The 25,966-nt window shown below is 55.9% G+C and carries 27 protein-coding genes; 16 read left to right on the top strand and 11 right to left on the bottom strand.

Annotated elements, in window-relative coordinates; translation table 11 throughout:
* The first annotated feature begins 6 nt into the window (after positions 1–6).
* Both yihI and hemN read left to right on the top strand, forming a co-directional pair.
* Entirely contained in the window at positions 7–513 is a 507-nt protein-coding gene (gene yihI / locus ABLV52_RS25070) for a Der GTPase-activating protein YihI (protein WP_002882743.1), read from the top strand.
* 188 nt (positions 514–701) lie between these two features.
* Complete coding sequence (hemN, locus tag ABLV52_RS25065; RefSeq protein WP_348891047.1) at positions 702–2,075, top strand: oxygen-independent coproporphyrinogen III oxidase; 1,374 nt, start codon at positions 702–704, stop codon at positions 2,073–2,075.
* A gap of 35 nt (positions 2,076–2,110) precedes the next feature.
* On the opposite strand, the gene ABLV52_RS25060 is transcribed toward hemN, so the two are convergent.
* The 4 genes from ABLV52_RS25060 to glnA all read right to left on the bottom strand — a co-directional run bounded on the left by ABLV52_RS25060 (position 2,111) and on the right by glnA (position 6,397).
* The gene (locus tag ABLV52_RS25060; protein WP_004152951.1) at positions 2,111–2,221 is read right to left on the bottom strand and encodes a YshB family small membrane protein; all 111 of its coding nucleotides are present in this window, start codon (positions 2,219–2,221) and stop codon (positions 2,111–2,113) included.
* A gap of 110 nt (positions 2,222–2,331) precedes the next feature.
* On the bottom strand, positions 2,332–3,741 hold the full coding sequence (glnG, locus tag ABLV52_RS25055; protein WP_002882749.1) for a nitrogen regulation protein NR(I): 1,410 nt from the start codon (positions 3,739–3,741) through the stop codon (positions 2,332–2,334).
* 8 nt (positions 3,742–3,749) lie between these two features.
* Complete coding sequence (glnL, locus tag ABLV52_RS25050; protein ID WP_004203621.1) at positions 3,750–4,799, bottom strand: nitrogen regulation protein NR(II); 1,050 nt, start codon at positions 4,797–4,799, stop codon at positions 3,750–3,752.
* Between the two features lie 188 nt (positions 4,800–4,987).
* Entirely contained in the window at positions 4,988–6,397 is a 1,410-nt protein-coding gene (gene glnA, locus ABLV52_RS25045; protein ID WP_004203622.1) for a glutamate--ammonia ligase, read from the bottom strand.
* A 378-nt stretch (positions 6,398–6,775) separates the two neighbouring features.
* Between glnA and typA the strand changes: the two genes are divergently transcribed.
* The 5 genes from typA to fabY all read left to right on the top strand — a co-directional run bounded on the left by typA (position 6,776) and on the right by fabY (position 11,608).
* Positions 6,776–8,599: a ribosome-dependent GTPase TypA gene (gene typA, locus ABLV52_RS25040; protein ID WP_023291496.1), complete on the top strand. Its 1,824-nt coding sequence runs from the start codon at positions 6,776–6,778 to the stop codon at positions 8,597–8,599.
* Between the two features lie 135 nt (positions 8,600–8,734).
* Positions 8,735–9,334, top strand: a complete 600-nt coding sequence (gene yihX / locus ABLV52_RS25035; protein WP_017899838.1) for a glucose-1-phosphatase — start codon at positions 8,735–8,737, stop codon at positions 9,332–9,334.
* Positions 9,328–10,188: a virulence factor BrkB family protein gene (locus ABLV52_RS25030; protein ID WP_004203625.1), complete on the top strand. Its 861-nt coding sequence runs from the start codon at positions 9,328–9,330 to the stop codon at positions 10,186–10,188. The genes yihX and ABLV52_RS25030 overlap by 7 nt, the downstream gene beginning before the upstream one ends.
* Complete coding sequence (gene dtd, locus ABLV52_RS25025) at positions 10,185–10,622, top strand: D-aminoacyl-tRNA deacylase (RefSeq protein WP_004203627.1); 438 nt, start codon at positions 10,185–10,187, stop codon at positions 10,620–10,622. Before ABLV52_RS25030 ends, dtd begins: the two co-directional genes overlap by 4 nt.
* A 44-nt stretch (positions 10,623–10,666) precedes the next feature.
* Positions 10,667–11,608, top strand: a complete 942-nt coding sequence (fabY, locus tag ABLV52_RS25020; protein ID WP_004178031.1) for a fatty acid biosynthesis protein FabY — start codon at positions 10,667–10,669, stop codon at positions 11,606–11,608.
* A gap of 10 nt (positions 11,609–11,618) precedes the next feature.
* Here fabY and ABLV52_RS25015 read toward each other — a convergent pair whose 3' ends face one another.
* From ABLV52_RS25015 to fdnG, 5 genes are all read right to left on the bottom strand, one after another.
* The gene (locus tag ABLV52_RS25015) at positions 11,619–12,536 is read right to left on the bottom strand and encodes an alpha/beta hydrolase (RefSeq protein ID WP_110238352.1); all 918 of its coding nucleotides are present in this window, start codon (positions 12,534–12,536) and stop codon (positions 11,619–11,621) included.
* Between the two features lie 277 nt (positions 12,537–12,813).
* The gene (fdhE, locus tag ABLV52_RS25010) at positions 12,814–13,743 is read right to left on the bottom strand and encodes a formate dehydrogenase accessory protein FdhE (protein WP_004203631.1); all 930 of its coding nucleotides are present in this window, start codon (positions 13,741–13,743) and stop codon (positions 12,814–12,816) included.
* On the bottom strand, positions 13,740–14,375 hold the full coding sequence (gene fdoI, locus ABLV52_RS25005; protein ID WP_004203632.1) for a formate dehydrogenase cytochrome b556 subunit: 636 nt from the start codon (positions 14,373–14,375) through the stop codon (positions 13,740–13,742). The genes fdhE and fdoI overlap by 4 nt, the downstream gene beginning before the upstream one ends.
* A complete protein-coding gene (gene fdxH, locus ABLV52_RS25000; RefSeq protein WP_002882822.1) occupies positions 14,372–15,274 on the bottom strand; it encodes a formate dehydrogenase subunit beta in 903 nt (300 codons plus the stop codon). The genes fdoI and fdxH overlap by 4 nt, the downstream gene beginning before the upstream one ends.
* A 12-nt stretch (positions 15,275–15,286) precedes the next feature.
* Entirely contained in the window at positions 15,287–18,337 is a 3,051-nt protein-coding gene (fdnG, locus tag ABLV52_RS24995; RefSeq protein WP_089503745.1) for a formate dehydrogenase-N subunit alpha, read from the bottom strand.
* Between the two features lie 156 nt (positions 18,338–18,493).
* Between fdnG and fdhD the strand changes: the two genes are divergently transcribed.
* From fdhD to ABLV52_RS24950, 9 genes are all read left to right on the top strand, one after another.
* A complete protein-coding gene (gene fdhD, locus ABLV52_RS24990) occupies positions 18,494–19,330 on the top strand; it encodes a formate dehydrogenase accessory sulfurtransferase FdhD (RefSeq protein ID WP_023291500.1) in 837 nt (278 codons plus the stop codon).
* A gap of 128 nt (positions 19,331–19,458) precedes the next feature.
* On the top strand, positions 19,459–19,671 hold the full coding sequence (locus tag ABLV52_RS24985; RefSeq protein ID WP_023291501.1) for a YdgH/BhsA/McbA-like domain containing protein: 213 nt from the start codon (positions 19,459–19,461) through the stop codon (positions 19,669–19,671).
* 389 nt (positions 19,672–20,060) lie between these two features.
* Positions 20,061–21,041: a 6-phosphofructokinase gene (locus tag ABLV52_RS24980; RefSeq protein ID WP_023291502.1), complete on the top strand. Its 981-nt coding sequence runs from the start codon at positions 20,061–20,063 to the stop codon at positions 21,039–21,041.
* A gap of 11 nt (positions 21,042–21,052) precedes the next feature.
* Positions 21,053–21,367 (top strand): PTS sugar transporter subunit IIB, encoded by a 315-nt coding sequence (locus tag ABLV52_RS24975; protein WP_004203640.1) that lies wholly within the window; start codon positions 21,053–21,055, stop codon positions 21,365–21,367.
* Positions 21,360–22,727, top strand: coding sequence for a PTS sugar transporter subunit IIC (locus ABLV52_RS24970; RefSeq protein WP_004203642.1), 1,368 nt, complete (start codon positions 21,360–21,362; stop codon positions 22,725–22,727). Before ABLV52_RS24975 ends, ABLV52_RS24970 begins: the two co-directional genes overlap by 8 nt.
* Positions 22,714–23,556 (top strand): class II fructose-bisphosphate aldolase, encoded by an 843-nt coding sequence (locus tag ABLV52_RS24965; protein WP_348891046.1) that lies wholly within the window; start codon positions 22,714–22,716, stop codon positions 23,554–23,556. Before ABLV52_RS24970 ends, ABLV52_RS24965 begins: the two co-directional genes overlap by 14 nt.
* Positions 23,557–23,615: 59 nt before the next feature.
* Positions 23,616–23,885: a hypothetical protein gene (locus ABLV52_RS24960; protein WP_017899833.1), complete on the top strand. Its 270-nt coding sequence runs from the start codon at positions 23,616–23,618 to the stop codon at positions 23,883–23,885.
* A 9-nt stretch (positions 23,886–23,894) separates the two neighbouring features.
* Complete coding sequence (locus tag ABLV52_RS24955; RefSeq protein WP_004203645.1) at positions 23,895–24,332, top strand: PTS sugar transporter subunit IIA; 438 nt, start codon at positions 23,895–23,897, stop codon at positions 24,330–24,332.
* A complete protein-coding gene (locus ABLV52_RS24950; RefSeq protein WP_044520894.1) occupies positions 24,329–24,922 on the top strand; it encodes an ATPase AAA in 594 nt (197 codons plus the stop codon). The genes ABLV52_RS24955 and ABLV52_RS24950 overlap by 4 nt, the downstream gene beginning before the upstream one ends.
* Here ABLV52_RS24950 and ABLV52_RS24945 read toward each other — a convergent pair.
* Both ABLV52_RS24945 and ABLV52_RS24940 read right to left on the bottom strand, forming a co-directional pair.
* Positions 24,919–25,242, bottom strand: coding sequence for an AzlD domain-containing protein (locus tag ABLV52_RS24945; protein WP_008807893.1), 324 nt, complete (start codon positions 25,240–25,242; stop codon positions 24,919–24,921). The genes ABLV52_RS24950 and ABLV52_RS24945 overlap by 4 nt on opposite strands.
* Positions 25,242–25,901 (bottom strand): AzlC family ABC transporter permease, encoded by a 660-nt coding sequence (locus tag ABLV52_RS24940; RefSeq protein WP_348891045.1) that lies wholly within the window; start codon positions 25,899–25,901, stop codon positions 25,242–25,244. The genes ABLV52_RS24945 and ABLV52_RS24940 overlap by 1 nt, the downstream gene beginning before the upstream one ends.
* Positions 25,902–25,966: the final 65 nt, after the last annotated feature.

The raw sequence follows: 25,966 nt of genomic DNA, 5'->3' as shown, positions 1-25,966 counted from the left end.
CACACCATGAAAAAACCGACATCCGCCACCCGTGGCAAATCCGGCCGCAAGTCGCGTGAAGAGTTAAATCAGGAAGCTCGCGATCGCAAACGGCAGAAGAAACATCGTGGCCACGCGGCAGGAAGTCGCGCGAACGGCGGCGATGCGGCTTCAGCGGGTAAAAAACAGCGCCAGGCGCAAGATCCGCGCGTGGGCAGCAAAAAACCAATCCCGCTGGGCGTGAGCGAAAGCAGCGCTCCAGCTCCTAAGCAGCATAAACCAAAGAGCGAGAAACCTATGCTTTCACCGCAGGCTGAGCTGGAGTTGCTGGAGAATGATGAGCGCCTGGACGCGCTGCTGGAACGTCTGGAAGAGGGCGGTACCCTGAATGCAGAAGAGCAGAGCTGGGTGGATGCCAAACTGGATCGTATTGATGAGCTGATGCAGCAGCTCGGCCTCTCTTACGATGACGAAGATGAAGAAGAGGAAGAGCGTCAGGAAGATATGATGCGTCTGCTGAAGGGTGGAAACTAACATTTGCATCCCATCGGATCCCCGGTACTGCTTATAACCCTTCTGGTTATATGTTATCTGCTGTGGTTATTCGTTAAACTACGACGGTTGTCGCGGCGTCAGAAATGGCTGCGCAACCGGCTCATGACCCGCGGTGCGGTGGGGCCGGGACGGCGTACCCGTCGGCGGCACCATCGGAAGGAGTGAGCATGTCTGAGCAGATAATCGACTGGGATCTGGCCCTGATCCAGAAATATAACTATTCCGGGCCGCGCTATACCTCGTATCCCACCGCGCTGGAGTTTTCACCACAATTCGGCGCGGCGGAATTCGATGCCGCTGTGGCCCGTTACCCACAGCGTCCCCTGTCGCTGTATGTGCATATCCCGTTTTGCCATAAGCTGTGTTATTTCTGCGGCTGCAATAAGATCGTCACTCGCCAGCAGCATAAGGCCGATCAGTATCTCGATCTCCTTGAACAGGAGATCATCCACCGCGCGCCGCTGTTTGCCAACCGTCAGGTTAAACAACTGCACTGGGGAGGCGGCACGCCGACCTATCTCAATAAGGCGCAAATCAGTCGCCTGATGGATCTGTTGCGTACCCATTTTCATTTCAGCGCCGAAGCCGAGATCTCTATCGAGGTCGATCCGCGTGAAATCGAGCTGGATGTCCTCGATCATTTACGCGCTGAGGGTTTCAACCGCCTGAGTATGGGTGTGCAGGACTTCAATAAAGAGGTTCAGCGTCTGGTTAACCGCGAGCAGGACGAAGCGTTCATCTTTGACTTGCTTCGCCATGCGCGGGAGATTGGATTTACTTCGACCAATATCGACCTCATCTACGGCCTGCCGAAGCAAACGCCGGAGAGCTTTGCCTTCACCCTGCAAAAGGTCGCCGAGCTCAACCCTGACCGCCTGAGCGTGTTTAACTACGCGCATCTGCCCACGCTCTTTGCCGCACAGCGCAAAATTAAAGATGCCGATCTGCCCTCCGCTGAACAGAAGCTGGAGATCCTCCAGGAGACCATCGGCTCGCTGATGGCGGCGGGCTATCAGTTTATCGGCATGGACCACTTCGCGCGTCCTGATGATGAATTAGCGGTCGCGCAACGTCACGGCGTACTGCATCGCAATTTCCAGGGCTACACCACTCAGGGCGATACCGATTTGCTGGGGATGGGCGTGTCTGCGATCAGCATGATTGGCGACAGCTACGCTCAGAACCAAAAAGAGCTGAAGCAGTACTACCAGCAGGTGGCAGAGCAAGGGAACGCCCTGTGGCGCGGGATCGCGTTAACCCGTGACGACTGTTTGCGTCGCGACGTGATTAAGGCGTTGATCTGTAACTTCCGTCTGGATATTGATGCCGTCGAAGCGCAGTGGGCCGTGGATTTTCAGACTTATTTTGCCGAGGACCTGAAACTGCTGGCGCCGCTGGCGCATGACGGGCTGGTGGTGGTGGAGAGTAAGGCTATCCAGGTAACGGCGAAAGGCCGCCTGCTGATCCGCAACATCTGCATGTGCTTTGATGCCTATCTCCGGCAAAAGGCTCGGATGCAGCAGTTCTCACGGGTGATTTAATGTTTTCCCCCTCTCCCGCAGGAGAGGGGGAACAATTAGCTGAACAGCCCGACCAGCGCAGCGCACAGCACGGCAGCGACTGCCGTTTGCGGCGTGTGACTCGCAGCGGCGCCGCTCGATATCATACTCACCAGTGATTCAAACATGATGCTCTCCCCTAATGCCGGGCACGATCATACTCAACTCATCGGAACAGTAAAGTACAAAATAGCAGCACTTTGCGCTGATCGGCTATTTTTCATCACGCCGTTAAACCCTACTCCATACCCAACTCTTTTAGCTTACGCGTCAGGGTATTACGACCCCATCCCAGCAGGCGCGCAGCCTCCTGTTTATGTCCTTGAGTATGACGCAGGGCGGTTGTCAGCAGCGTGCGTTCCATTTCGGGTTGCGCTTCTGAGAGCAGGTTTTGATGACCGGAGCGCAGCGCACGATCGGCCCACTGACCCAGCAGCGTCGCCCAGCTGTCTGGCTGCATCTGCGTCGGGCTATCAGGAATGGTGGTCTCAAACAGTTCGCTCGGCAGATCCTGCGTCAGCACCTCCTGGCCGGCGGCCATGACGGTGAGCCAGCGACAGGTGTTTTCCAGCTGGCGAACGTTGCCCGGCCACGCCAGGCGGGTCAGCGCTGTCTCCGTTTCCGGATGCAGCTGTTTGGCTTCAACACCTAGCTCGCGGGCGGCAATCTGCAGAAAATGGCGGGCCAGACGAGGAATATCTTCCCGACGCTCGCGCAGCGGCGGCAAATGCACCCGGATCACGTTCAGGCGGTGGAATAAATCTTCACGGAATTTCCCCTCCTGCACCCGCTGCTCCAGATTCTGGTGGGTGGCGGCGATGATCCGCACATCGACTTTCACCGGCGCGTAACCGCCCACGCGATAAAACTGGCCATCCGCCAGAACGCGCAGCAGGCGAGTCTGGACATCCAGCGGCATATCGCCAATTTCATCCAGGAACAGCGTGCCGCCGTCAGCCTGTTCAAAGCGACCCTGACGGACGGTATTGGCGCCGGTAAAGGCCCCTTTTTCATGCCCAAACAGTTCCGATTCGATCAGGTCCTTGGGGATCGCCGCCATATTCAGCGCGATAAATGGCGCTTTTGAGCGCGGGCTATGACGATGCAGGGCATGAGCGACAAGCTCTTTACCGGTACCGGATTCGCCATTGATCAGCACGCTGATGGATGAGCGCGACAGACGGCCAATAATGCGAAAGACATCCTGCATGGCCGGCGCCTCGCCAATGATATCGGCGGTGGGGCTGCTTATCGGCGCATTTCGCGGCTGCTGCTGCTCCTGATAGTGGCTAATCGCCCGGTCGACGAGGGCGACGGCTTCATCGATATCAAAAGGTTTGGGCAGATAATCAAACGCGCCTTGTTGATAAGCGCTGACCGCAGCGTCCAGATCGGAATGCGCGGTCATTATGATGACCGGAAGCATTGGATGACGCTGCTTAATCTGTTTGAGCAGCGCCAGGCCATCCATTCCCGGCATACGGATATCTGACAGCAGTACATCCGGGGTTTTGGTGGTGAGGGCATCTAGCACCTCATTGCCGCTTTCGAACGTTGTGCAGCTCAAGCCGGCTCCGGTGAGCGCGCGTTCAAGCACCCAGCGGATGGAGCTATCGTCATCAACGATCCAGGCTATCCCTCGTTGCATAAACACCTCTACTTCCGAATAGGCAGGTATACCGAAAATTCGGTATGACCCGGCCAGCTGGTGAATTCAATTTTGCCGGAGTGCTGATCGATAAGGCTGCGGGCGATAGATAAGCCCAGGCCGGTACCGCCTTCGCGGCCGCTGACCATCGGATAAAACAACGTATCCTGGAGCTGGGGCGGAATACCCGGGCCATTATCTTCGACGTCAATACGGGCGGCGAGGCGATAACGCACCCCGTGCAGCGTCAGCTGGAAAGCGGTCCGGGTACGGAGAACAATTTCGCCCCCTTCCGGCCCCAGCGCCTGCAGCGCATTACGGACGATGTTCAGCAACACCTGTTCAATTTGATCCGGGTCGTGGGGGAGTTCCGGTAGGCTGGGGTCGTAATCACGGATCAACTTCACGTTGTCCGGCAACTCCATCGAGACCAGTTTCACTACCCGTTCGGCGACCTTGTGGATGCTTTCGGTAACGTGCATGCCCGGATGCTGTGGCCCGAGCAGGCGATCGACCAGATTTCTCAGCCGGTCGGCCTGCTCGATGATCACTTTGGTATATTCCGTTAGCGCCGGGTCGGGCAGGGCTTTGCTGAGCAGCTGTGCCGCGCCGCGCAGGCCGCCTAACGGGTTTTTAATCTCGTGCGCCAGGCCGCGGACCAGATCGCGGGCGGCGACCTGCTGCGCGTGCTGCAGCTGCTCCTGGCTCAGGCGGCGCTGGTTATCCATCGGCGCCATTTCCAGCAGAATAAAGCCTTCCGGCAGCCGCTGGGCGGTCAGCGACAGGATATGCGAGCGGCCATCGATAACCAGCGTCACTTCGTTATCGGTAAAACCCTGGCCCGCCTGCAGACTCTCCTGCATCAGCCCGATATTCAATGAGAAATAGCTCAACAGCTCAGGTAACGGGGTGCCAAACAGTTTGCGCGAACTCTGCGCCAGCAGCTGCTGGGCCGCAGGATTGGCAAAGTGCACCGCCAGGTCGTCATCGACCAGTAAGATACTGTTGATAAGAGAGTTAAGGATCTGCCCAGCATCGGGCAGTGTGCCTGTTGCCATTCGACAGTCTCCTGAAAAAGAGTGCACCAATTTAGTGCAGTATAGCTTTTTATCGGTAAAAAGCTCGCGAGATCAGCGTGTTGGTGGAGAAAAAAGCCCATCCTGAGATGGGCTGAAAGTTTCCACGGCAACAAAATATCCCGGGCATCCCGCGCCACAACACGACATACCCTGGATTTACAGCAAAATTAGACGCTGTAGTACAGTTCGAACTCAACCGGATGCGGAGTCATGCGTACGCGGTCGTTCTCTTCCAGACGCAGGGCGATGTAAGCATCGATAGCGTCATTAGTGAATACGCCGCCAGCTGTCAGGAACTCGCGGTCAGCATCCAGGGCCTGCAGGGCTTCTTCCAGAGAACCGGCAACCTGCGGGATCTCTTTCGCTTCTTCCGGCGGCAGGTCGTACAGGTTTTTGTCCATTGCTTCGCCCGGATGGATTTTGTTCTTGATACCATCAAGGCCAGCCATCAGCAGCGCCGCAAAGCACAGGTACGGGTTGGCAGCCGGGTCCGGGAAGCGCACTTCGATACGACGCGCTTTCGGAGAGGTCACCACCGGAATACGGATGGAGGCAGAGCGGTTACGGGCAGAGTAAGCCAGCATAACCGGCGCTTCGTAACCCGGGACCAGACGCTTGTAGGAGTTGGTGGTCGGGTTCGCCAGGGCGTTGATGGCTTTAGCGTGTTTGATTACGCCGCCGATGTAGAACAGCGCCTGCTCAGACAGACCTGCGTATTTGTCGCCGGAGAACAGGTTGGTGCCGTTCTTCGCCAGAGACATATGGCAGTGCATGCCGGAGCCGTTATCGCCGAACATCGGTTTCGGCATAAAGGTCGCGGTTTTACCAAAGCGGTGAGCGACGTTGTGAACAACGTATTTGTAAATCTGAATTTCGTCCGCTTTTTTGGTCATGGTGTTGAAGCGGGTTGCCACTTCGTTCTGACCTGCGGTAGCCACTTCGTGGTGGTGAGCTTCAACAACCAGGCCCATCTCTTCCATGATCATACACATGGTGGAACGGATATCCTGAGAAGAGTCTACTGGCGGAACCGGGAAGTAACCCCCTTTCACGCCCGGACGGTGACCTTTGTTACCGCCTTCGTATTTGGTGGAGGAGTTCCACGCACCTTCGATGTCATCGATCGCGACATGGGAGCCGGAGATAGAGGCGCCGAAACGGATGTCGTCGAACAGGAAGAATTCTGGTTCTGGCCCAAACAGGACGGTGTCAGCGATGCCGGTGGCGCGCAGGTACTCTTCAGCGCGTTTCGCGATGGAGCGCGGGTCACGGTCATAGCCCTGCAGGGTGCCTGGCTCGAGGATATCGCAGCGGATGATCAGGGTCGGTTCTTCGTAGAACGGGTCAATGACCGCGGTGGAAGCGTCCGGCATCAGGACCATGTCAGATTCGTTGATACCTTTCCAGCCACCAATCGAGGAGCCATCAAACATTTTGCCTTCTTCGAAGAATTCGGCATTTACCTGATGAGACGGAATCGTGACGTGCTGTTCTTTACCTTTGGTATCGGTGAAGCGCAGATCGACAAACTTCACTTCGTGCTCGTTCAGCATCGTCAAAACGTGTTCAGCGGACATACTTAAACTCTCCCGGATTGGTCATTGTCGTCGTGGTAACGAAAACTTCATACTGCTTAAAAGTGGCGTTGTTGCCTTAAAAAATATAAAGCGAAATCTGTGCCAACTTTTAAATGCCCTATAAAACGCTGTATCATGCGCACCATAGTGCAAAAGGACTGCACCATGATGGAGATAATGCACCAAAATAGTGCCTCAATGTGAACATTGAGCACCATTTTGGTGCAATTTTTGTTACGGTGCCCTTTTATCGCTCCGTGAAAGCGGTCACAAAGAAACTCTGCAATACTTGTTTGCGGAGGATGTTTGTGATCCTGTTCAGTCCTTCGCTTAATACGTGTACAATAACGCGCTATTTCTAATGCCTGAGGCAAAGTTGTGATCGAAAATCTGCGTAATATCGCCATCATCGCGCACGTTGACCATGGTAAAACTACCCTGGTTGACAAGCTGCTACAGCAATCCGGTACGTTCGACGCACGTACTGAAGCACAAGAACGTGTGATGGACTCCAACGATTTGGAGAAAGAGCGTGGGATTACCATCCTCGCGAAAAACACCGCAATCAAATGGAATGATTACCGTATCAACATCGTTGATACCCCAGGGCACGCCGACTTCGGAGGTGAAGTTGAGCGTGTTATGTCCATGGTTGACTCTGTGCTGCTGGTGGTAGATGCCTTTGATGGCCCGATGCCGCAAACGCGCTTCGTGACCAAAAAAGCTTTTGCCCACGGTCTGAAGCCGATCGTGGTCATCAACAAAGTTGACCGCCCGGGCGCGCGTCCGGACTGGGTTGTCGATCAGGTGTTCGACCTGTTCGTTAACCTCGACGCGACCGACGAACAGCTGGACTTCCCGATCGTTTACGCGTCCGCGCTGAACGGTATCGCGGGTCTGGACCACGAAGACATGGCTGAAGACATGACCCCGCTGTACCAGGCGATTGTCGATCGCGTGCCGGCGCCGGACGTTGACCTTGACGGTCCGCTGCAGATGCAGATCTCCCAGCTGGACTACAACAACTACGTTGGCGTCATCGGCATCGGCCGCATCAAACGCGGTAAAGTGAAGCCGAACCAGCAGGTCACTATCATCGATAGCGAAGGCAAAACCCGTAACGGTAAAGTCGGTAAAGTACTGACCCACCTGGGTCTTGAGCGTATCGAGAGCGACGTAGCTGAAGCTGGAGACATCATCGCGATCACCGGTCTGGGCGAGCTGAACATCTCCGACACCATCTGCGACCCGCAGAATGTCGAAGCGCTGCCGGCCCTGTCCGTCGATGAACCGACCGTTTCCATGTTCTTCAACGTCAACACCTCTCCGTTCTGCGGTAAAGAAGGTAAGTTCGTTACCTCTCGCCAGATTCTGGACCGCCTGAACAAAGAGCTGGTGCACAACGTGGCGCTGCGCGTTGAAGAAACCGAAGACGCTGATGCGTTCCGCGTTTCCGGCCGTGGTGAACTGCACCTGTCCGTTCTGATTGAAAACATGCGTCGTGAAGGTTTCGAGATGGCGGTTTCCCGTCCGAAAGTTATCTTCCGTGAAATCGACGGCCGTAAACAAGAGCCGTTCGAGAACGTGACGCTGGACGTCGAAGAGCAGCACCAGGGTTCTGTTATGCAGGCGCTGGGCGAGCGTAAAGGCGACCTGAAAAACATGAATCCGGACGGAAAAGGCCGCGTACGTCTCGACTACGTGATCCCAAGCCGCGGTCTGATCGGCTTCCGTTCAGAGTTCATGACCATGACCTCCGGTACCGGTCTGCTGTACTCCACCTTCAGCCACTACGACGACGTTCGTCCGGGCGAAGTGGGCCAGCGTAACAACGGCGTGTTGATCTCCAACGGTCAGGGTAAAGCGGTAGCGTTCGCCCTGTTCGGTCTGCAGGATCGCGGTAAGCTGTTCCTCGGTCACGGTGCGGAAGTTTACGAAGGCCAGATCATCGGTATTCACAGCCGTTCTAACGATCTGACGGTAAACTGCCTGACCGGTAAGAAACTGACCAACATGCGTGCGTCCGGTACTGACGAAGCCACGGTTCTGGTTCCGCCGGTTAAGATGACCCTGGAGCAGGCTCTGGAGTTCATCGATGACGACGAACTGGTAGAAGTCACTCCGACCTCTATCCGTATCCGTAAACGTCACCTGACTGAGAACGACCGTAAACGCGCGATGCGCGGTGCAAAAGAAGAGTAATTTATTCTTCTTGTTGTTCGTAAAACCCCGCCTCTCCGGCGGGGTTTCTTTTTTTGATTCCTGCACCACACGCCAATAGTCAAATCCTGCCTTTCCCGCTAAAGTTAATTTTCCACGGCGCGGAAGGAGACGAAAATGCTCTATATCTTTGATTTAGGTAATGTGATTGTCGACATTGACTTCAACCGGGTATTGGGGGCCTGGAGCGATTTAACCCGCATCCCGCTGGCGACGCTGAAGCAGCATTTCACCATGGGAGAGGCTTTCCATCAGCATGAGCGCGGCGAGCTCAGCGATGAAGATTTTGCCGCCGCCATGTGCCATGAAATGAATATGTCCCTCAGCTATGAGCAGTTTGCTCACGGCTGGCAGGCGGTGTTTGTCGCGCTGCGTCCGGAAGTGATTGCGATCATGCAAAAACTGCGTGCCCAGGGCCATCGCGTGGTGGTGCTCTCCAATACCAATCGTCTTCACACCACGTTCTGGCCGGATGAATACCCGGAAGTGCGCGCTGCCGCCGATCGCATCTATCTGTCTCAGGAGATGGGAATGCGTAAGCCTGAAGCGCAAATTTATCAGCGAGTACTGGAAGAAGAGGGTTTTTCCGCCGCAGATACGGTCTTTTTTGATGATAACGTCGATAATATAGCAGGGGCTAACCGGTTGGGGATCACCAGTATTCTGGTGACCGGGAAGAAGACCATCCCTGACTATTTCGCGAAACAGCTATGCTAAGAACCGTTCATCAAAAATTACTCCACCATACCCGGCCGCTGCTGGCGTGGCTTAAGCTGCTGTGGCGGCGTATTGATGAAGACCATATGACCACCCTGGCGGGGAACCTCGCCTATGTGTCATTACTGTCCCTGGTGCCGCTGATTGCCGTCGTGTTCGCGCTGTTTGCGGCCTTCCCCATGTTCTCCGAAGTCAGCGTGCAGATCCGCCATTTTATCTTCGCCAATTTTATTCCGGCGACCGGGGATGTGATCCAGGGATATATCGAGCAGTTCGTCGCCAATTCCAGCCGCATGACCGCCGTAGGCGCCTTTGGCCTGATCGTGACCTCGCTGCTGCTGATGTACTCGATCGACAGCGCGCTAAACACCATCTGGCGCAGCACGCGCAGCCGGCCCAAAGTTTACTCCTTTGCCGTCTACTGGATGATCCTGACCCTTGGTCCGCTGCTGGCGGGCGCCAGCCTGGCGATCAGTTCCTATCTGCTGTCGCTGCGCTGGGCAAGCGACCTGGACGGCGTAATTGATAATCTGCTCCGCCTTTTCCCGCTGATCCTCTCCTGGGCAGCATTCTGGCTGCTCTACAGTATTGTACCCACCACCCAGGTGCGTAACCGCGACGCGGTGATCGGGGCGCTGGTGGCGGCGCTGCTGTTCGAGGCAGGTAAAAAAGCGTTTGCCCTCTATATCACCACCTTTCCGTCCTATCAGCTCATTTATGGCGTGATTTCGGTGGTGCCGATTTTGTTCGTCTGGGTGTACTGGACCTGGTGTATCGTCTTGCTTGGCGCTGAAATTACTGTCACTCTCGGTGAATACCGCAAACTTAAAACAGAAGAAACAGAACAACCATGATTGCATTAATTCAACGCGTATCCCGTGCAAGCGTTACCGTGGCGGACGAAGTGACGGGCGAAATTGGCCCAGGGCTTCTGGTGCTGCTGGGGGTCGAAAAAGACGATGATGAACAAAAAGCGAATCGCCTCTGCGAGCGCGTGCTGGGCTACCGCATCTTCAGCGATGCGGAGGGGAAAATGAACCTGAATGTTCAGCAGGCGGGCGGCAGCGTGCTGGTGGTTTCGCAATTTACGCTGGCGGCCGATACCGAGCGGGGGATGCGGCCGAGCTTCTCGAAAGGTGCTGCTCCGGACCGCGCTGAGGCGCTGTATGAGTATTTTGTCGCCCGCTGTCGCCAGCAGGAAATGAACACCCAGACCGGAAGATTCGCTGCGGATATGCAGGTTTCTTTGGTCAATGATGGTCCCGTGACCTTTTGGTTGCAGGTATGACCCAGCTTCCGGGCAGGCTGCGGGTAACAAAAGAGAGTACGACTATGTATCACCTTCGTGTACCGCAAACAGCAGAAGAGTTAGAGAGCTACTATCAGTTCCGTTGGGAAATGCTGCGTAAGCCGCTGCATCAGCCTAAGGGTTCGGAACGTGACGCCTGGGATGCGATGGCGCATCATCAGATGGTGGTGGATGAAGAGGGCAACCTGGTGGCCGTCGGCCGGCTATATATCAATGCGGAGAATGAAGCTTCCATTCGCTTTATGGCCGTTCATCCCTCGGTGCAGGATAAAGGGCTGGGTACGCTGATGGCGATGACCCTCGAGTCCGTCGCGCGTCAGGAAGGGGTTAAGCGGGTCACCTGTAGCGCTCGCGAAGATGCGGTGGAGTTTTTCGCCAAGCTCGGCTTTGTCAATCAGGGGGAGATTACTACCCCGACCACCACGCCGATCCGTCATTTCCTGATGATTAAACCGGTCGCGTCGCTGGACGATATTCTCCACCGCGGCGACTGGTGCGCGCAGCTACAGCAGGCGTGGTATCAGCATATCCCGCTGAGTGAAAAGATGGGCGTGCGCATTCAGCAGTACACCGGGCAGAAATTTATTACTACCATGCCGGAAGCGGGGAATCAGAATCCGCACCACACGCTGTTTGCCGGCAGCTTGTTCTCGCTCGCCACCTTAACCGGATGGGGGCTTATCTGGCTGATGCTGCGCGAGCGGCACCTGGGGGGCACCATCATTCTGGCGGATGCGCACATCCGCTACAGTCAGCCCATTAGCGGCCGCCCCAGCGCCATTGCCGATCTCGGTTCTCTGAGCGGCGATCTTGACCGTCTGGCGCGTGGGCGTAAAGCCCGCGTGCAAATGCAGGTGGAGCTTTTTGGCGACGATAAACAGGGCGCCGTATTCGAGGGGATCTACATCGTGCTGCCGGCGAAGCCCTTTGGCTCTTACGAAGAGGGCGGCAACGAGGAAGAGTAGCCCCGGGCGGTTATCGTCCTGGCGATGCTACGCGCCAGGCGATATCCCGCATGGCCTCTCGCGCGGCGCGGCTGATCCCCCCCAGCTGAAAGAAGCCGTGGATCACCCCCAGATAGCGCTGACAGGAACTCTCCACCCCTTGCGCCATCAGCCTTCGATGCAGCGCTTCGCCCTCGTCGCGTAAAGGATCGAACTCCGCCGTCAGAATATGCACCGGCGGCAAACCGTGAAAATCGTCGCGCCAGAGCGGACTGGCATCCGGATGGTTCGCCGGCGTCGAGGCGAGGTACATTTCATAGCCGCTCAGCAGCGTGTCCCGGGTAATCACATAGTCAGCGCCGTTGCTGACGTAGCTTGCCATGCTGGCGGTGGGGTCAAGCATGGGATAAATCAGAATCAGTTGCGCGGGTTGCCACGCCATATTCGCTTTCAGGCGCAGGGCCGTTACCAAAGCGAGGTGCCCGCCGGCGCTGTCGCCAGCCAGGGTGATGCGTGATGCGTCAACGCCAAGCTGCTCCGCGTGTCGGTGGATAATCATGACACCTTGTTCTGCGTCATCGTGCGCTGCCGGAAAGGTATGCTCCGGCGCCAGGCGGTACTGCACGGCGATCACCCGGCAGCCGCTGAACCAGGCTAGCTGACGGAGCTGATTGTCGTGGGTGGCAAAGCCGCCGCTGACAAAACAGCCGCCGTGGTAGTAGATAAGTGTCGGCAACAAGCCGCTGGCGGTGGGCGGTGAAACGATGCGGAAGTTCATCCCCTCCAGCGTGATATCCTCCACCCGCACTCTCGTTTCCATCTCTCCGGCGAGCACCGCGCTGGCGATATAGCCGGCTCTCCGATCATCAATATGTTGAACGCGTGATGACGGACGCTCTGCCGCAATAAACGCCTCAACCAGCGAAGCAATCCCTTTTTCCAGCGCCATGTGAAGTTCCTTATACTGTTTTAATATCCAGTGTTATAGCCTGGATTATGGCGAAAAGACAGACTTGATGAGATCGCCTTTACGTTCTGGAAAGCGGCTCGCAAAAATGCGTGTACGCCGGCCGAGGTGCTGGATACTGCGGTTTGGCACTTGTAATGTGTGACTGGTAGCTGTACGAGCCTGATTCGATTACTGTAAGCCAATGGCGTAGCAAGATGAGCTTTATAGAAGCGCATTGAAAGACCGGGTCGCAAGTGCTTCCCGGTTTGATGAGAACTTACTCCCCTTCGCCGGGGAACATGAACGGGTTTATTGAGCTTCTGGCGAAGCCTTCCTGCTCCATGCGGGCGTCGAGTACCAGGGATGCCAAATCGTCGGCGACGGCTTCGACTTTTGGATCCTTCTCCTGATACATAATCTTCAGGTAGGTTCCGCAGTCGCCACAGCTTTCAGCTTTCACCGCAGCCTGCTCGTTGTCCAGTGACCAGTAGTGCAGATCGCGGCTCTGTTCGCAATTGCTACATTTGACGCGTACCACGTGCCACTCGGTTTCGCACAGATTGCAGTGCAGATAGCGCAGCCCCTGGGTGGTACCGATCTGCACGATGCTGGAGACCGGCATCGAGCCGCACACCGGGCAGAACTGGCGCTGTTCGCCGTATTCGGCGCGCGCTTTCCCGGGGATCAGACTGGCCATCTGCGCCCAGTAGAGCGACAGCGCGGCCCAGATGAACGGCGCTTTATCGCTGCTGACCGAGGCGAAGTCGGAAGCAAACAGCGCGCTGGCCATCTGCTCCAGCTCCTGCTCAGAGGCTTTTTCCAGATTCTCAATCACCGCCAGCGCCGGGCCGCTCATCTCCGGCTTCAGCTCGGCAATCAGCGAGTGCAGCAGCTTATGCCAGTGTTTGTCGCGCGGCAGGACGTGGATATCCAGCGGCGGCTTGCCCTGTTCGCTGGCCGCTTTAATGCGGGCGGTAAGATCCATCTGCAGCGGATGGTCGTACAGCACCACTTCCTGGGCATGGGCGATCAGCGCGGCAAAGCGCAGATAATCGCCCAGCGGGTTGTTGGCGGCCAGCTCGCGCAGGCGTTCAGCGCGGCGGTTATACAAATTTTTCAGTCTGGGGAACAGTAGCGGCGGAATGGCTTCCGCCGTGCGTTTCTCGCTCGAACCCAGCTCGTCTTGCGGGATTATGCGAATACTCATTCAGATGACTTTTCCTGTTTCTGGCGGACCTCTCGGTACCAGCGCGGGTGATGTTTCTTCGCCCACGTACTGGTGACCCAGCCTTCCACCATCGCGGTAATGGTGCCTTTCACCCAGAGGGCGGCGTAGATATGCACCATGATAACCACAATTAACGCCACTGCGGCAAATGAATGCAGCATCAGCGCAAATCGGATCACCGGGATTGAGAAAGCCGGCGCAAAATACGGACGCCAGATGATCACACCGCTCACCAGCAGCAGTACCAGGAAGATAATCGCCGCCCAGAATACGCATTTCTGGCCGAAGTTATAGCGCCCGGTATCGCCTACCTCCTCGTTGACGACGATCTTACGAATATTCTTCGCCCAAAAGATATCATCCCGATTGATTAGGTTGTGGTGCCAGTAACGGAAAAACATGATGATGAACGACGCGAACATCACCACCCCGACGAATGGGTGGAGAATTCGCGCCAGCTGCGGCGTGCCGAGGATATGCATCAGCCAGTTAAAGGACGGGAAGAAAAAGCCTAACCCGCTTACCGCCGCCAGGATGAAGCAGAAGGCGGTGACCCAGTGGTTGATGCGTTCCGGCGCCGTGTAGCGCACGATGGTGTCACGTCGTTTCATTTGCGCACCTCGTCTTTCTCTTCATGCAGGTTGTCCTCTTCCTCTTCCGCGCGGTTCGGACCGACGCCGACGTAGTGGAAGATACTGGCTGCGAAGGTCGCGGCGAAGCCGACGGCCGCCAGCGGTTTCCAGATGCCTTTCCAGAACTTGACGGTCTGGCTGATCTCCGGGTTTTCCGGCAGGCCGTGGTACAGATTCGGCTTGTCGGCATGGTGCAGCACGTACATGACGTGGGTGCCGCCGACGCCGGCCGGATCGTACAGGCCCGCATTGTCGTAACCGCGGGTTTTCAGCTCAGCCACGCGCTCGCCGGCCAGCGTTTTCATATCCTCTTTGGAGCCAAAGTGGATGGCGCCGGTTGGGCAGGTTTTCACGCAGGCCGGTTCCTGGCCGACGGTAACGCGGTCTACGCACAGGGTACATTTGTAGACGCGGTTGTCTTCCGGGTTCAGACGCGGCACATCGAAAGGACAGCCGGCGATACAGTAACCGCAGCCGATGCACTGCTCGGACTGGAAATCGACGATGCCGTTGGCGTACTGAATGATCGCGCCTTCTGACGGGCAGGCCTTCAGGCAGCCCGGATCGGCGCAGTGCATGCAGCCATCTTTGCGGATGAGCCATTCCAGCTTGTCGTTTTGCTCCACTTCCGAGAAGCGCATTACCGTCCATGACTTGGCGGTCAGGTCCGCCGGGTTGTCATACACCCCGACGTTGTGACCGACTTCATCACGAATATCGTTCCATTCGGAGCAGGCCACCTGACAGGCTTTGCAGCCGATACAGGTGGTGACGTCGATAAGCTTCGCCACCTCCTGCTGGTGGTCCCGCGCCTGAGGCGCGGGGGTGAAACCGTTAGTCGCGGAACGACGAATAATATCTTGCGATTGATAAGCCATAAGTCGTCTCCGTTACACCTTTTCCACGTTCACGAGGAAAGCTTTGAACTCCGGCGTCTGCGTGTTCGCATCACCGACGAACGGCGTCAGGGTATTGGCTATAAAGCCTTTTTTCGCCACGCCCTCATAGCCCCAGTGAATAGGAATGCCGATGGTATCGATATCCTTACCGTCCACTTTCAGCGTGCGAATACGTTTGGTCACCACCGCCTTGGCCTTGATGTAGCCGCGGTTGGAGGAGACCTTGACGGTATCGCCATGGCTGATGCCTAGCTTATTCGCCAGTTTTTCACCGATCTCCACAAACTGCTCCGGCTGCGCGATGGCGTTAAGCAGCGCGTGCTTGGTCCAGTAGTGGAAGTGTTCGGTCAGGCGGTAAGTGGTGCCGACGTACGGGAATTTCTCCGCTTTGCCCATCTGCTCGAGATCGCCTTTGAAGACGCGAGCGGCCGGGTTAGAGACCACGTTCGGGTGCAGCGGGTTAGTCCCGAGCGGCGTTTCAAACGGCTCGTAGTGTTCCGGGAACGGTCCTTCCGCCATCTTATCGATAGCGAACAGACGGCCCATCCCTTCCGGCTGCATGATAAACGGACCGACGTCGCTGCCAGGCGCGGCGGCGCTGTAGTCCGGAATATCCACGCCGCCCCATTTCGCGCCGTCCCACTTCAGCAACTGACGTTTAGGATCCCACGGTTTACCCTGCGGGTCCGCGGAGGCGCGGTTATACAGGATGCGGCGGTTGAGCGGCCATGCCCAGGCCCAGCCCAGCGTATTGCCCAGACCGGACGGATCGGCGTTATCGCGGCGCGCCATCTGGTTGCCTTCCGGCGTCCAGCTGCCGGCGAAGATCCAGCAGCCGCTGGAGGTCGTGCCGTCGTCGCGTAGCTGTGCGAAGGAGCTCAGCTGCTGCCCTTTCTTGACGATCACCGCGCCGGTCGCCGGGTCGGTAATATCCGCCAGCGCTTTACCGTTGCTTTCCATCGCCACTTCTTCCGACGCCGGCTCATGCGGTGTGGAGTAATTCCACGTCATGTTGAGCACTGGCTCTGGCGCCGGGCCACCCTCTTCGGCATACATCTTACGCAGGCGAGTGAAGATACCGGCGAGGATTTCGCCATCGGTGACAGCGATCCCCGGGGCGTCCGCACCTTTCCAGTGCCACTGCAGCCAGCGGCCGGAGTTGACGATAGACCCGTTCTCTTCGGCGAAGCAGGTGGACGGCAGACGGAACACTTCGGTCTGGATTGTCGACGGGTCAACATCGTTCGACTCACCGTGGTTTTGCCAGAAGGTGGACGTTTCGGTATTGAGCGGGTCGATGGTCACGAGGAACTTCAGCTTCGACAGGGAAGCGACGACCTTGTTTTTGTTTGGGAACGAGGCGACCGGGTTAAAGCCCTGGCAAATATAGCCATTCACTTTGCCCTGATTCATCATCTCGAAGTACTGCAGAACGTCGTAGCTCTTATCCCACTTCGGCAGCCAGTCAAAGCCCCAGCTGTTTTCTGCTGTCGCTTTATCGCCGAAGAAGGCTTTCATCATGGAGACGAAGAACTTCGGATAGTTGCCCCAGTAGTTGACCTGGTCTTTCAGCAGCGGCTTCGGCGTGTTAGCCGTCAGGTAGGTCTGCAGGTCGGCCTGTTTTTCGTTAGGCAGCGACATGTAGCCCGGCAGGCTGGTAGAGAGCAGGCCGAGGTCGGTCAGACCCTGGATATTGGAGTGGCCGCGCAGGGCGTTGACGCCGCCGCCTGCCATCCCCATGTTGCCGAGCAGCAGCTGGATCATCGCCATGGTGCGGATGTTCTGCGCGCCGATGGAGTGCTGGGTCCAGCCGAGAGCGTACAGGAACGACGCGGTTTTATCCGGCGCGCTGGTTTCGGCAATGTATTCACAGACTTTGAGGAAGTCGGCCTTCGGCGTACCGCAGATGTTTTCGACCACATCCGGGGTATAACGGGAAACGTGCTGCTTCAGCAGGTTCCAGACGCAGCGCGGATGTTGCAGCGTGGTATCGCGTTTGGCGAAGCCGTTTTCGTCCAGCTCATAGTTCCAGCTGGTTTTGTCGTACTGGCGTTTTTCTGCGTTATAGCCGCTGAACAGCCCGTCGTCGAAGCTGTAGTCCTCACGCACGATCAGGCTGGCGTTGGTGTAGGCTTCGGTGTATTCGCGGTTGAATTTTTCGTTATTCAGCAGGTACAGGATCACGCCCGACAGGAAGGTAATGTCGGTACCGGAACGAATCGGGGTATAGAAATCAGCCACCGACGCTGTACGCGTGAAGCGCGGATCGATAACGATGAGTTTGGCACCGTTATGGATTTTGGCTTCCATCGCCCAGCGGAATCCCACCGGATGCGCTTCAGCGGCGTTACCGCCCATCACCACGACCAGGTTGGCGTTCTTAATATCCACCCAGTGGTTGGTCATCGCACCGCGACCAAATGTTGGAGCAAGACTTGCTACCGTTGGTCCGTGTCAGACACGCGCCTGGTTATCCACCGCCAGCATCCCGAGGGCGCGGGTGAATTTTTGCGTTAAATAGCCGGTTTCGTTACTGGAAGCGGAGGCGCACAGCATCCCGGTGGTCAACCAGCGGTTGACGGTGGTGCCGGCGTCGTTTTGCGCGATAAAGTTGGCGTCGCGGTCCTCTTTCATCAGCTTCGCGATGCGATCGAAGGCTTCGTCCCAGCTGATTTGCTGCCATTTATCGGAGCCTGGCGCGCGATATTCCGGGAATTTCAGGCGGCTTTCAGAATGGATAAAGTCCACCAGACCGGCCCCTTTCGGGCAGAGCGCACCACGGTTAACCGGATGATCCGGATCGCCTTCGATATGGAAAATGGATGCTTTGGCGTTTTTTGCGCCGTCGCCGAGGCTATACATCAACAGCCCACAGCCGACAGAACAGTATGTGCAGGTGTTACGGGTTTCGCGTGTGCGCAGCAATTTGTACTGCCGTGTCTCCGCGAGCGCAGTTGCCGGGGCAAAGCCCAGCGCTGCTGCCGTGGTTCCCGCCATACCGCCAGCGCAGATCTTAAAGAACTGCCTTCTGCTGACCTGCATGGTTCGCTCCTTGTTTCGACATTGTCACATGTAGTTATTTGCTTTGCGGTGAAGGCCGCAAAGGTTCAGAATTAGGGCATATTTCCCTCATTCCTGAAGGGATAAAAACAGAATACCACATTGTGTGTATGCCTGTTCCAATACGGTTAAAGCAAAGTGAACAAGAAGCCTCTCGAACAAATCGAAAATGTGACGAACATCACAGGATATCGCCAGGTCTCCCTCTGGAAGCGCGAGGATCTGCAACACCCTCAGCCAGATGAGTTAGCGGAAGAGGTCCCCGTCGCGCTGGTCTACAACGGTATCTCCCACGTAGTGATGATGGCCACGCCGAAAGACCTCGAGCAATTCGCCGTCGGCTTCTCCTTATCCGAAGGGATTATTGAGCATCGGCGGGAGATTTTCGGCATGGACGTGGTGTCGATGTGCAACGGCCTTGAAGTGCAGATTGAACTCTCCAGCCGGCGTTTTATGGGGCTCAAAGCCCGGCGACGCGCGCTGGCCGGGCGCACCGGCTGCGGGGTATGCGGCGTCGAGCAGCTCAATGATATTGGTAAGCCGGTCCAGCCGCTGCCGTTCACCCAGACGTTCGATCTCGCCAACCTCGACCAGGCTCTGGCGCATCTTAACGACTTTCAACCGATCGGCCGACTCACCGGCTGCACCCACGCGGCCGCCTGGGTCCGGTCGACGGGCGAACTGGCGGGCGGTTTTGAAGACGTCGGCCGGCATGTGGCGCTGGATAAACTGCTCGGCCGGCGGGCGGAAATCGGCGAGGGCTGGCTGCCTGGCGCCGCGCTGGTATCCAGCCGCGCCAGCTATGAAATGGTGCAGAAAGCCGCGATGTGCGGCGTCGAGATCCTGTTCGCGGTATCAGCAGCTACCACCTTAGCGGTGGAAGTCGCCGAGCGCTGCAACCTGACGCTGGTGGGCTTTTGCAAGCCGGGCAGGGCGACGATCTACACCCACCCGCAGCGTTTGAATGCGGGTTAAAAGTTGATCAGTAAATTTGAACAATGACAGCAAATCCTTCCGCTTTTTGTTTGGTGATGTGCGGGCTACTATTTAACACATCAAGGCACAACGCCTTATCTAAACAACTAAATGAAAGGGTTTATCTCATGAAAAGCATCAAAACTTTTGTCGCAGTAATCGCTATGGCCGCCTCTTTTGCTTCCTTCGCTGCTGAAACCGTCACCGCTACCGCGACAACGATGGACGGCGCGGAAGCGAAAATCGCCGCTCAGGCCCAGGCTGCTGGCGCTTCGTCTTACAAAATTACCGAAGCGTTTACCGGCAACCGCGTGCATATGACTGCGGAACTGAACAAATAAGCGTAACGCTACTGTCGAAAGAGCGCCTCAGGGCGCTTTTTTTGTTTCCGCTTTGGCAAAAAACAGCCACTATTTCCCACCGCCGCGAAAAAAATGTGGCAGTACTCACGTTTCCGTTCTTTTCTTAAATCCCCATTATTACCGCAAATAAAACATCTTCAATGCTGAATATCTCGATGTTTTAACGCTATGAAATATAAAGATATTAAAACCAGAAAGCGATGAAGATCACTCTCTTTTAATGAGATGTTTGTCACAAAAATAAGCGTGATATCACTCCTGTCAACTATTCACGGACCTAATTTAATACGCATTATGTGATCTCCATTGCAAATAGAAGTCTTGCAGTCAGGGAAAAATGTCGTCAGGCAAATGAGCGAGGAAGCATCATGAAAATTGGCATCGTTATTAGCGGCGGGGATGTTTCGGGAATGAATAATTTTATATTCCAGATTGCCAGGCAGGCTGATGCCGAGATCACCCTGTTTAATGGCGGTATTCCTGGCCTGCTGGAGAAAAATCATCAGGATATCGCGTGGCGCGATCTGGTTGATTTCTCTATTACCGCTGTGCCGATCATTACCTCCGGACGCACCAGTCGCAAACTGCAGCGCAGCGAATATGAAATGATTGCTAAAAAACTTAAATCGTTGCGTATTGATGTGCTTATTATGGCCGGGGGGGATGGCAGCTTGCAGTTTCTCAATACCCTAAGTGAATTTGATATTAATTGCTTTGGCGTGGGAATGACTATCGATAATGATGTATATGGTAGTGATTATACGATTGGTTTTTCCACGGCCTGCGAGCAGATTATTAAAGAAGTCTCCCGTTTAAGAAATACCGGGAGAGCGCTGCCGGGGCGGGTTTTTATGGTTGAGATATTAGGAGGTTATTGTGGAGAACTAACGTTACAGTCCGCCATTAAATGCAATGCGGATATTGCCCTGATCCCGGAGGCGCAGATGCCGCTGGCCATGCTTGCGGAACGGATTACCCGGAAGCTGAGCATGCAGAACAGCGTCGTTATCCTCTGCTCAGAAGGCTACACCAAAGAGTACTCTCCCGGCTTTCAGGGAGCGATTGATACCATGATCAAACAGCTTGAACCGCAAATTGGCGTTCGTATCCGTAAAACGATTGTCGGCTATGGCTTACGCAGCGGTGACCCGACCTGTGAAGAGATTTATCAGGGCACCATTATGGCCAGTGAGGTGGTTCGCTGTATTCAGTCAGGTATGAAAAATAAAGCCATAATAATTAATTCCAGTAATAAACCTATTCCGATTGATTTAGTCAGTATGAAAAAACGTCTGGTCGATACTGAAGGACATCATTATAAACTTGCCAAGCAACTCAATATTATTTGAGGAGACCCTCCATGCTGAAAATTTTATGCGTATGTGGCTGCGGCCTCGGTTCAAGCTTTGCCATTGAAATGACGGCGAAGGCAGTTTTAAAAAAGCTGGAAATTCCCGCTCATATTGAACACACCACCGTATCCGAAGCCGGAGCCTTTAAATCGGATATGATTTTGACGCAAAAAACCTTTGCCGACATCTTAACCGCCGATGCCACTGAAGAGGAAATTAAACGCGTCGTGGTGCTCAATAAACTTACGGATAAAGAGGAAATTGAAACCAAAATCGTCGCATTCTTAAAAGAACGTCATCTGAAGGTGGCTGATTATGAATAGCTTCGTTGCGTTTATCGTTAAGGATTTACTTGGTCAGGCATCTATTCTTATTGCTTTTATTGCCATGCTTGGCCTGATCCTGCAAAAGAAATCCCCGGGCAAAACCGCGGAAGGGACGTTTAAAACGCTGCTCGGCTTCTTAATTATGATGGCCGGGATCAACATCATTGTCGCCACGCTAACCTTCCTCAACGATATCTTCACCCAGGGGTTTGGCATGAAGGGCTACATTACCGATGTGGCCGCCATCGCCGGGTTAGCGAATCGGGAATTAGGTTCGGAAGTGGCGCTGACGCTGCTGGTGATCTTTGCCGTCAATATAATTATCGCCCGTCTGACGCCGCTAAAATATATTTTCCTGACCGGTCAGGCGCTGCTGTGGATGGCGACGATCGGCGCCGTGATTGGCTATAAATCCGGGCTCACCGGCGTACCGCTGATTTTAACCGGGGGCATCTTCGGCGGCGTGATGGCGGTGTTAATGCCGGCCCTGGCGCAGCCGGTGGTCAGGCGCATAACCGGGTCTGACGACGTAGCCCTGGGGCACTTCTGTACCATCGGTTATCTGGTGCAGGCCGCCGTCGCGAAGGTCGTCGGCAAAGGTTCCCGCTCCACGGAAGATCTCGAGCTGCCTGATAACTTTAAGTTTCTGCAGGATACCTATCTGGCCATGGCGGTGGTGATGGTGCCGATGTATCTCATCCCGGCTATCGCGGCAGGCCCGCAGTACATCGCGCAGTTCTCCGGCGGGATTAACTACCTGATGTATGCCTTTATGCAGTCCATTCAGTTTGTCGCCGGAGTTTTTGTCCTCTATAGCGGCGTGCGTTTATTGCTCAATGAACTGGTGCCGGCCTTTCGCGGTATCGCGATGCGTATTGTTCCGGATGCGAAGCCGGCTCTCGATTGCCCGGTACTGTTTCCTTATGCGCCGAATGCGGTGATTGTCGGATTTCTGGCGACGACCGTCGGCTCGATTATCGGCATGCTGGTCTTCCCAATGTTCGGTCTGGCGATGATCCTCCCCGGGCTGTTAACCAACTTTTTCGCCGGCGGCACGGCAGGGGTATTTGGCAACGCGCTGGGCGGACGCCGCGGGGCGATGATCGGCGGGGTTATTCACGGTCTGTTTATCACGTTTCTGCCGGCCATTCTGGTGCCCATGCTGGAGAGTTACGGCTTTACGGGCGTCACCTTCAGCGACTCTGACGTCATCAGCTCGGGTCTGGTATTAGGCCACGCCTTCCAGAATAACTGGCTCTTTGTCGCCTTATTTATTGTGTTTGTCGCCGCACTGGCATGGTTTGTCAACGGGAAATCCGCTAAGCCGAAAGGGGAAAATGTTCATGAGTCTGTATAATTTCAATGAGATTTTAAAAATTGCCCAAGAGAGAAAATTTAAAGCGATTGGCTCGTTTAACTTGCACTGTATTGAGATGCTACCGGCATTTTTCAAAGCCGCGCAAAACAGCCACAGCCCGTTAATGATCCAAATTTCAACCGGGACCGCGGAGTACCTCGGCTATCGTTTGCTGGTCGACGCCGTGCGTTCATTAGCGGACAGTGAAAATATTCCAACCTGTCTGCATCTTGACCACTGCTCAGATATTAAGGCCATCGAGACGGCAATGAACGCGGGCTTTTCGTCGGTGATGTACGACGGCTCACATTTAAGCCTTGAGGAAAATATCGGTAATACGCGAATAGTGGTGGAGATGGCCCGCCCGCGCAATATTACGGTAGAAGGCGAACTGGGGGCGATCGGCGGGTCAGAGGATGGAAAAGCGGTGGCGGCGGAAGCTATCTGTTTTACCACCGTCGAAGACGCGAAACGCTTTGTGGAGGAGACCCAGGTCGATATGCTGGCCGTCTCGGTGGGCACTGTGCATGGCCTCTACACCGGTAAAGCGCAGATACAGCACCAGCGGCTGAAACAGATTAGCGCGGCGACCGGCGTGCCGCTGGTGCTGCACGGCGGTACCGGCGTCAGCGATGAGGATATGCGGCTGGCCGTCACCGAAGGGATTAATAAAGTGAACGTCGGGACGGAAATGAACGTGCAGTGGGTTGACCGCTGTAAAACGACGTTTGAGAAAGGGAAAGTGAATGACAGCGTACGGAAATTCTTAATTCCCGCCAACCAGGCTGTCACTGATGTCTTAATGGAAAAAATGGCGTTATTTAAATAACGTTTTCTCCGTCACTCTCTATTTCGTTGCCCTGTCTTCCGCCAGGGAGGGAACTTGCTATGTTTGAATCATTGAAAACGTTGTGGAAAAAAGAGCAAACCCCGCTGCAGGATTATGATCAACAGTCCCGTCAGTTGGCGGAGGAGATTGCCAGGCTGGAAGGCGAACTACAGCGCCAGCCTGGCAATAGCGAGGTGCAAAAAACATTGATGCTGACTTACAACCGGGCGCTATCCATATATGCCAAAAGCACCACCCACCGGCAGGATATTGATACGCTGTTTCTGCAGATTGATAATTTACGCAATATTATTCGCCGCAATATTTAGGAATACAGAATGACCATAAAAGAACTGCTTATTGAGGCCGATGCCATTCAGGTTGGCGTTGTGGAGTCCGACTGGCAGCGGGTAATAAAGCTGGCTGCCCGCCCGCTGGAGGCAAAAGGCTTTATTTCGACCGAATATAGCCAGGCGGTGATCGACAATACCCTGAACCATGGTGCCTATTACGTTTTCGATGAAGGTATTGCTATCCCCCATGCCCGACCCGAGTGCGGCGTCAGACGCAACTGCTTTAGCCTGGTGCTGTTGGAAAAGCCGATTCCCTTTGCAGACAGTGAAAAGGCCGACATCGTCATTATGTTTGGCGCCCGGGATAGCAATGCGCATATCGAGGAGGGGATCCGCTCCATCGTCGCGCTGCTGGATAACAATGACACGATGGCCAAACTGCGGATGGCCCGCAGCCGGGAGGAGGTTGTCGCATTACTATGAACAGACATCTGACTCCAGTCTGCAAAACGGCTATTTTAATCAACGGCATTCCGGCTTCGGGGAAGAGTACCATCACCCGTTTGCTGGCGGAGACCTTCAGCCTGCCGGTATTGACGATCGACGGCATCAAAGAGCCTTTTATGGCGCGTCTGGCCCCGGTCGACCGGCCAATGAATCGCCAACTGGGCTGTGCGGCGTATGAGGTGATCTGGTCGATTGTCGGCGCATCGCCTGCCAGCATGGTCTGGTTGATCGACGCCTGGTTCGGCTTCCAGCCCCGGGAGACCTTGCAAAAATTGCTGCAGCAGGCGGGCGTGGAGCAGGTGATTGAGATCTGGAACCATATCTCCCCCGAGCTGGCGGTCGCGCGCTATGCCTCGCGGCTGGCGACGCGGTCGCCGGGCCACCCCGGCGAAGAGTATCTGCCGGAGCTGGCCCAGCTGGCCGGGCGTGCGCAGCCCATGTCTTTAGGGCCCCTTCTGACGATAGACCAGCGGCGCCCGCTGGAGATAACGCCGGTTATTCACTGGCTTGAAGGCACAATTAGCGGACAACGCACCGGCCTGGCGAATTTCGCATACCCGTCCTAGGGCATACCCGCCAGCCGCAGCAGCGCCGTCACCACCGCCGCGGCGATAATTACGCCGATCAGCGGCACCTTGCGCCAGGCGAGGAACACCGCGACGGCAACGCCCAGAACGCGCGCCATGCCGGCGAAATGCGCGCCTTCATAGAAAGTGGTGGCCAGGGCGACGGAAAAAAGCAGCACCGTCGCCGCATCGGAAAGCAGCGCCTGCGAGCGCTCGGAAAAGGCCAGCCGATTACCAAGCTTCGCGCCGCCAAGACGCATCAGATAGGTTCCCAGCGACAGGATGGCGATACCGGCGATAAACAGCGTCATATTGCCCATTATTTTTTCCTCGACAGTAAACCAAACAGCGAGAGCAGCACCGGCAGCCCGGTAGGCGCAAACGGCACGGCGGCAAGCGCCAGCGCGGCGCCGCTGGCGGCGCGGATCAGTGTGGTACGGTTTTTAAAGGCCGGGATCACTAGCGCCAGCAGGATTGCCGGGAAGACCGCATCAAGCCCGATGGTCTCCGGCGCCGGCAGCAGTTTGCCGACGGCGGCGCCGGTGAGCGTACCCAAAGGCCAGATCAGCGCCACGCCGGCGCCGCACAGCCAGTAGGCCGCTTTGCGCTGCGCGGGGGTGGGCTGCGACAAGCCAAAGACCACGCTCTCGTCGTTCATAATGTGGCACCCGATAAAGCTTAAGCCGCGCTGACCCACCAGTTCGCGCACGGTCACCCCGAAAGGGATATGACGCGCGTTGACTAACAGGCCAGCGGCGGCGGCGGCCAGTGGGCTACCGCCGCTGGCGACAATGCCGATAAACATAAATTCAGAGGCGCCCGCCAGCACGGACACCGAAAGCACGAGCGGCACCCATAAGGGGAAGCCGTAAGCCACCGCCAGCGACCCATAGGACATGCCCACCACCCCGACGGCGAGGCAAACTAAAGCAATCGCTTTTATCGTGTCTCCGCTGAGACTGGAGAGAGTTTGTTTCATATCACTTAGCCATATCGAACGAATTTCCATTATAATGAACACATAATAATCGTTTTTCAAGGCGA

Source organism: Klebsiella sp. GB_Kp056 (assembly GCF_040064755.1).
GTDB lineage: Bacteria > Pseudomonadota > Gammaproteobacteria > Enterobacterales > Enterobacteriaceae > Klebsiella > Klebsiella quasipneumoniae.
The sequence above is the reverse complement of the archived record's forward strand: the minus strand, read 5'-3'. Positions and strand labels throughout refer to the sequence as shown.

Coding starts and splice junctions, on each gene's coding strand:
- fdxH (WP_002882822.1), bottom strand. CDS start 15,274: ATGGCTTATCAATCGCAAGATATTATTCGTCGTTCCGCGACTAACGGT.
- hemN (WP_348891047.1), top strand. CDS start 702: ATGTCTGAGCAGATAATCGACTGGGATCTGGCCCTGATCCAGAAATAT.
- ABLV52_RS24965 (WP_348891046.1), top strand. CDS start 22,714: ATGAGTCTGTATAATTTCAATGAGATTTTAAAAATTGCCCAAGAGAGA.
- fabY (WP_004178031.1), top strand. CDS start 10,667: ATGTATCACCTTCGTGTACCGCAAACAGCAGAAGAGTTAGAGAGCTAC.
- ABLV52_RS24940 (WP_348891045.1), bottom strand. CDS start 25,901: ATGAAACAAACTCTCTCCAGTCTCAGCGGAGACACGATAAAAGCGATT.
- ABLV52_RS25015 (WP_110238352.1), bottom strand. CDS start 12,536: ATGGCGCTGGAAAAAGGGATTGCTTCGCTGGTTGAGGCGTTTATTGCG.
- ABLV52_RS24975 (WP_004203640.1), top strand. CDS start 21,053: ATGCTGAAAATTTTATGCGTATGTGGCTGCGGCCTCGGTTCAAGCTTT.
- ABLV52_RS24945 (WP_008807893.1), bottom strand. CDS start 25,242: ATGGGCAATATGACGCTGTTTATCGCCGGTATCGCCATCCTGTCGCTG.
- dtd (WP_004203627.1), top strand. CDS start 10,185: ATGATTGCATTAATTCAACGCGTATCCCGTGCAAGCGTTACCGTGGCG.
- glnL (WP_004203621.1), bottom strand. CDS start 4,799: ATGGCAACAGGCACACTGCCCGATGCTGGGCAGATCCTTAACTCTCTT.
- ABLV52_RS24970 (WP_004203642.1), top strand. CDS start 21,360: ATGAATAGCTTCGTTGCGTTTATCGTTAAGGATTTACTTGGTCAGGCA.
- glnA (WP_004203622.1), bottom strand. CDS start 6,397: ATGTCCGCTGAACACGTTTTGACGATGCTGAACGAGCACGAAGTGAAG.
- fdhE (WP_004203631.1), bottom strand. CDS start 13,743: ATGAGTATTCGCATAATCCCGCAAGACGAGCTGGGTTCGAGCGAGAAA.
- ABLV52_RS24950 (WP_044520894.1), top strand. CDS start 24,329: ATGAACAGACATCTGACTCCAGTCTGCAAAACGGCTATTTTAATCAAC.
- yihI (WP_002882743.1), top strand. CDS start 7: ATGAAAAAACCGACATCCGCCACCCGTGGCAAATCCGGCCGCAAGTCG.
- ABLV52_RS25030 (WP_004203625.1), top strand. CDS start 9,328: ATGCTAAGAACCGTTCATCAAAAATTACTCCACCATACCCGGCCGCTG.
- yihX (WP_017899838.1), top strand. CDS start 8,735: ATGCTCTATATCTTTGATTTAGGTAATGTGATTGTCGACATTGACTTC.
- ABLV52_RS24960 (WP_017899833.1), top strand. CDS start 23,616: ATGTTTGAATCATTGAAAACGTTGTGGAAAAAAGAGCAAACCCCGCTG.
- ABLV52_RS24955 (WP_004203645.1), top strand. CDS start 23,895: ATGACCATAAAAGAACTGCTTATTGAGGCCGATGCCATTCAGGTTGGC.
- ABLV52_RS24980 (WP_023291502.1), top strand. CDS start 20,061: ATGAAAATTGGCATCGTTATTAGCGGCGGGGATGTTTCGGGAATGAAT.
- ABLV52_RS25060 (WP_004152951.1), bottom strand. CDS start 2,221: ATGTTTGAATCACTGGTGAGTATGATATCGAGCGGCGCCGCTGCGAGT.
- glnG (WP_002882749.1), bottom strand. CDS start 3,741: ATGCAACGAGGGATAGCCTGGATCGTTGATGACGATAGCTCCATCCGC.
- ABLV52_RS24985 (WP_023291501.1), top strand. CDS start 19,459: ATGAAAAGCATCAAAACTTTTGTCGCAGTAATCGCTATGGCCGCCTCT.
- fdoI (WP_004203632.1), bottom strand. CDS start 14,375: ATGAAACGACGTGACACCATCGTGCGCTACACGGCGCCGGAACGCATC.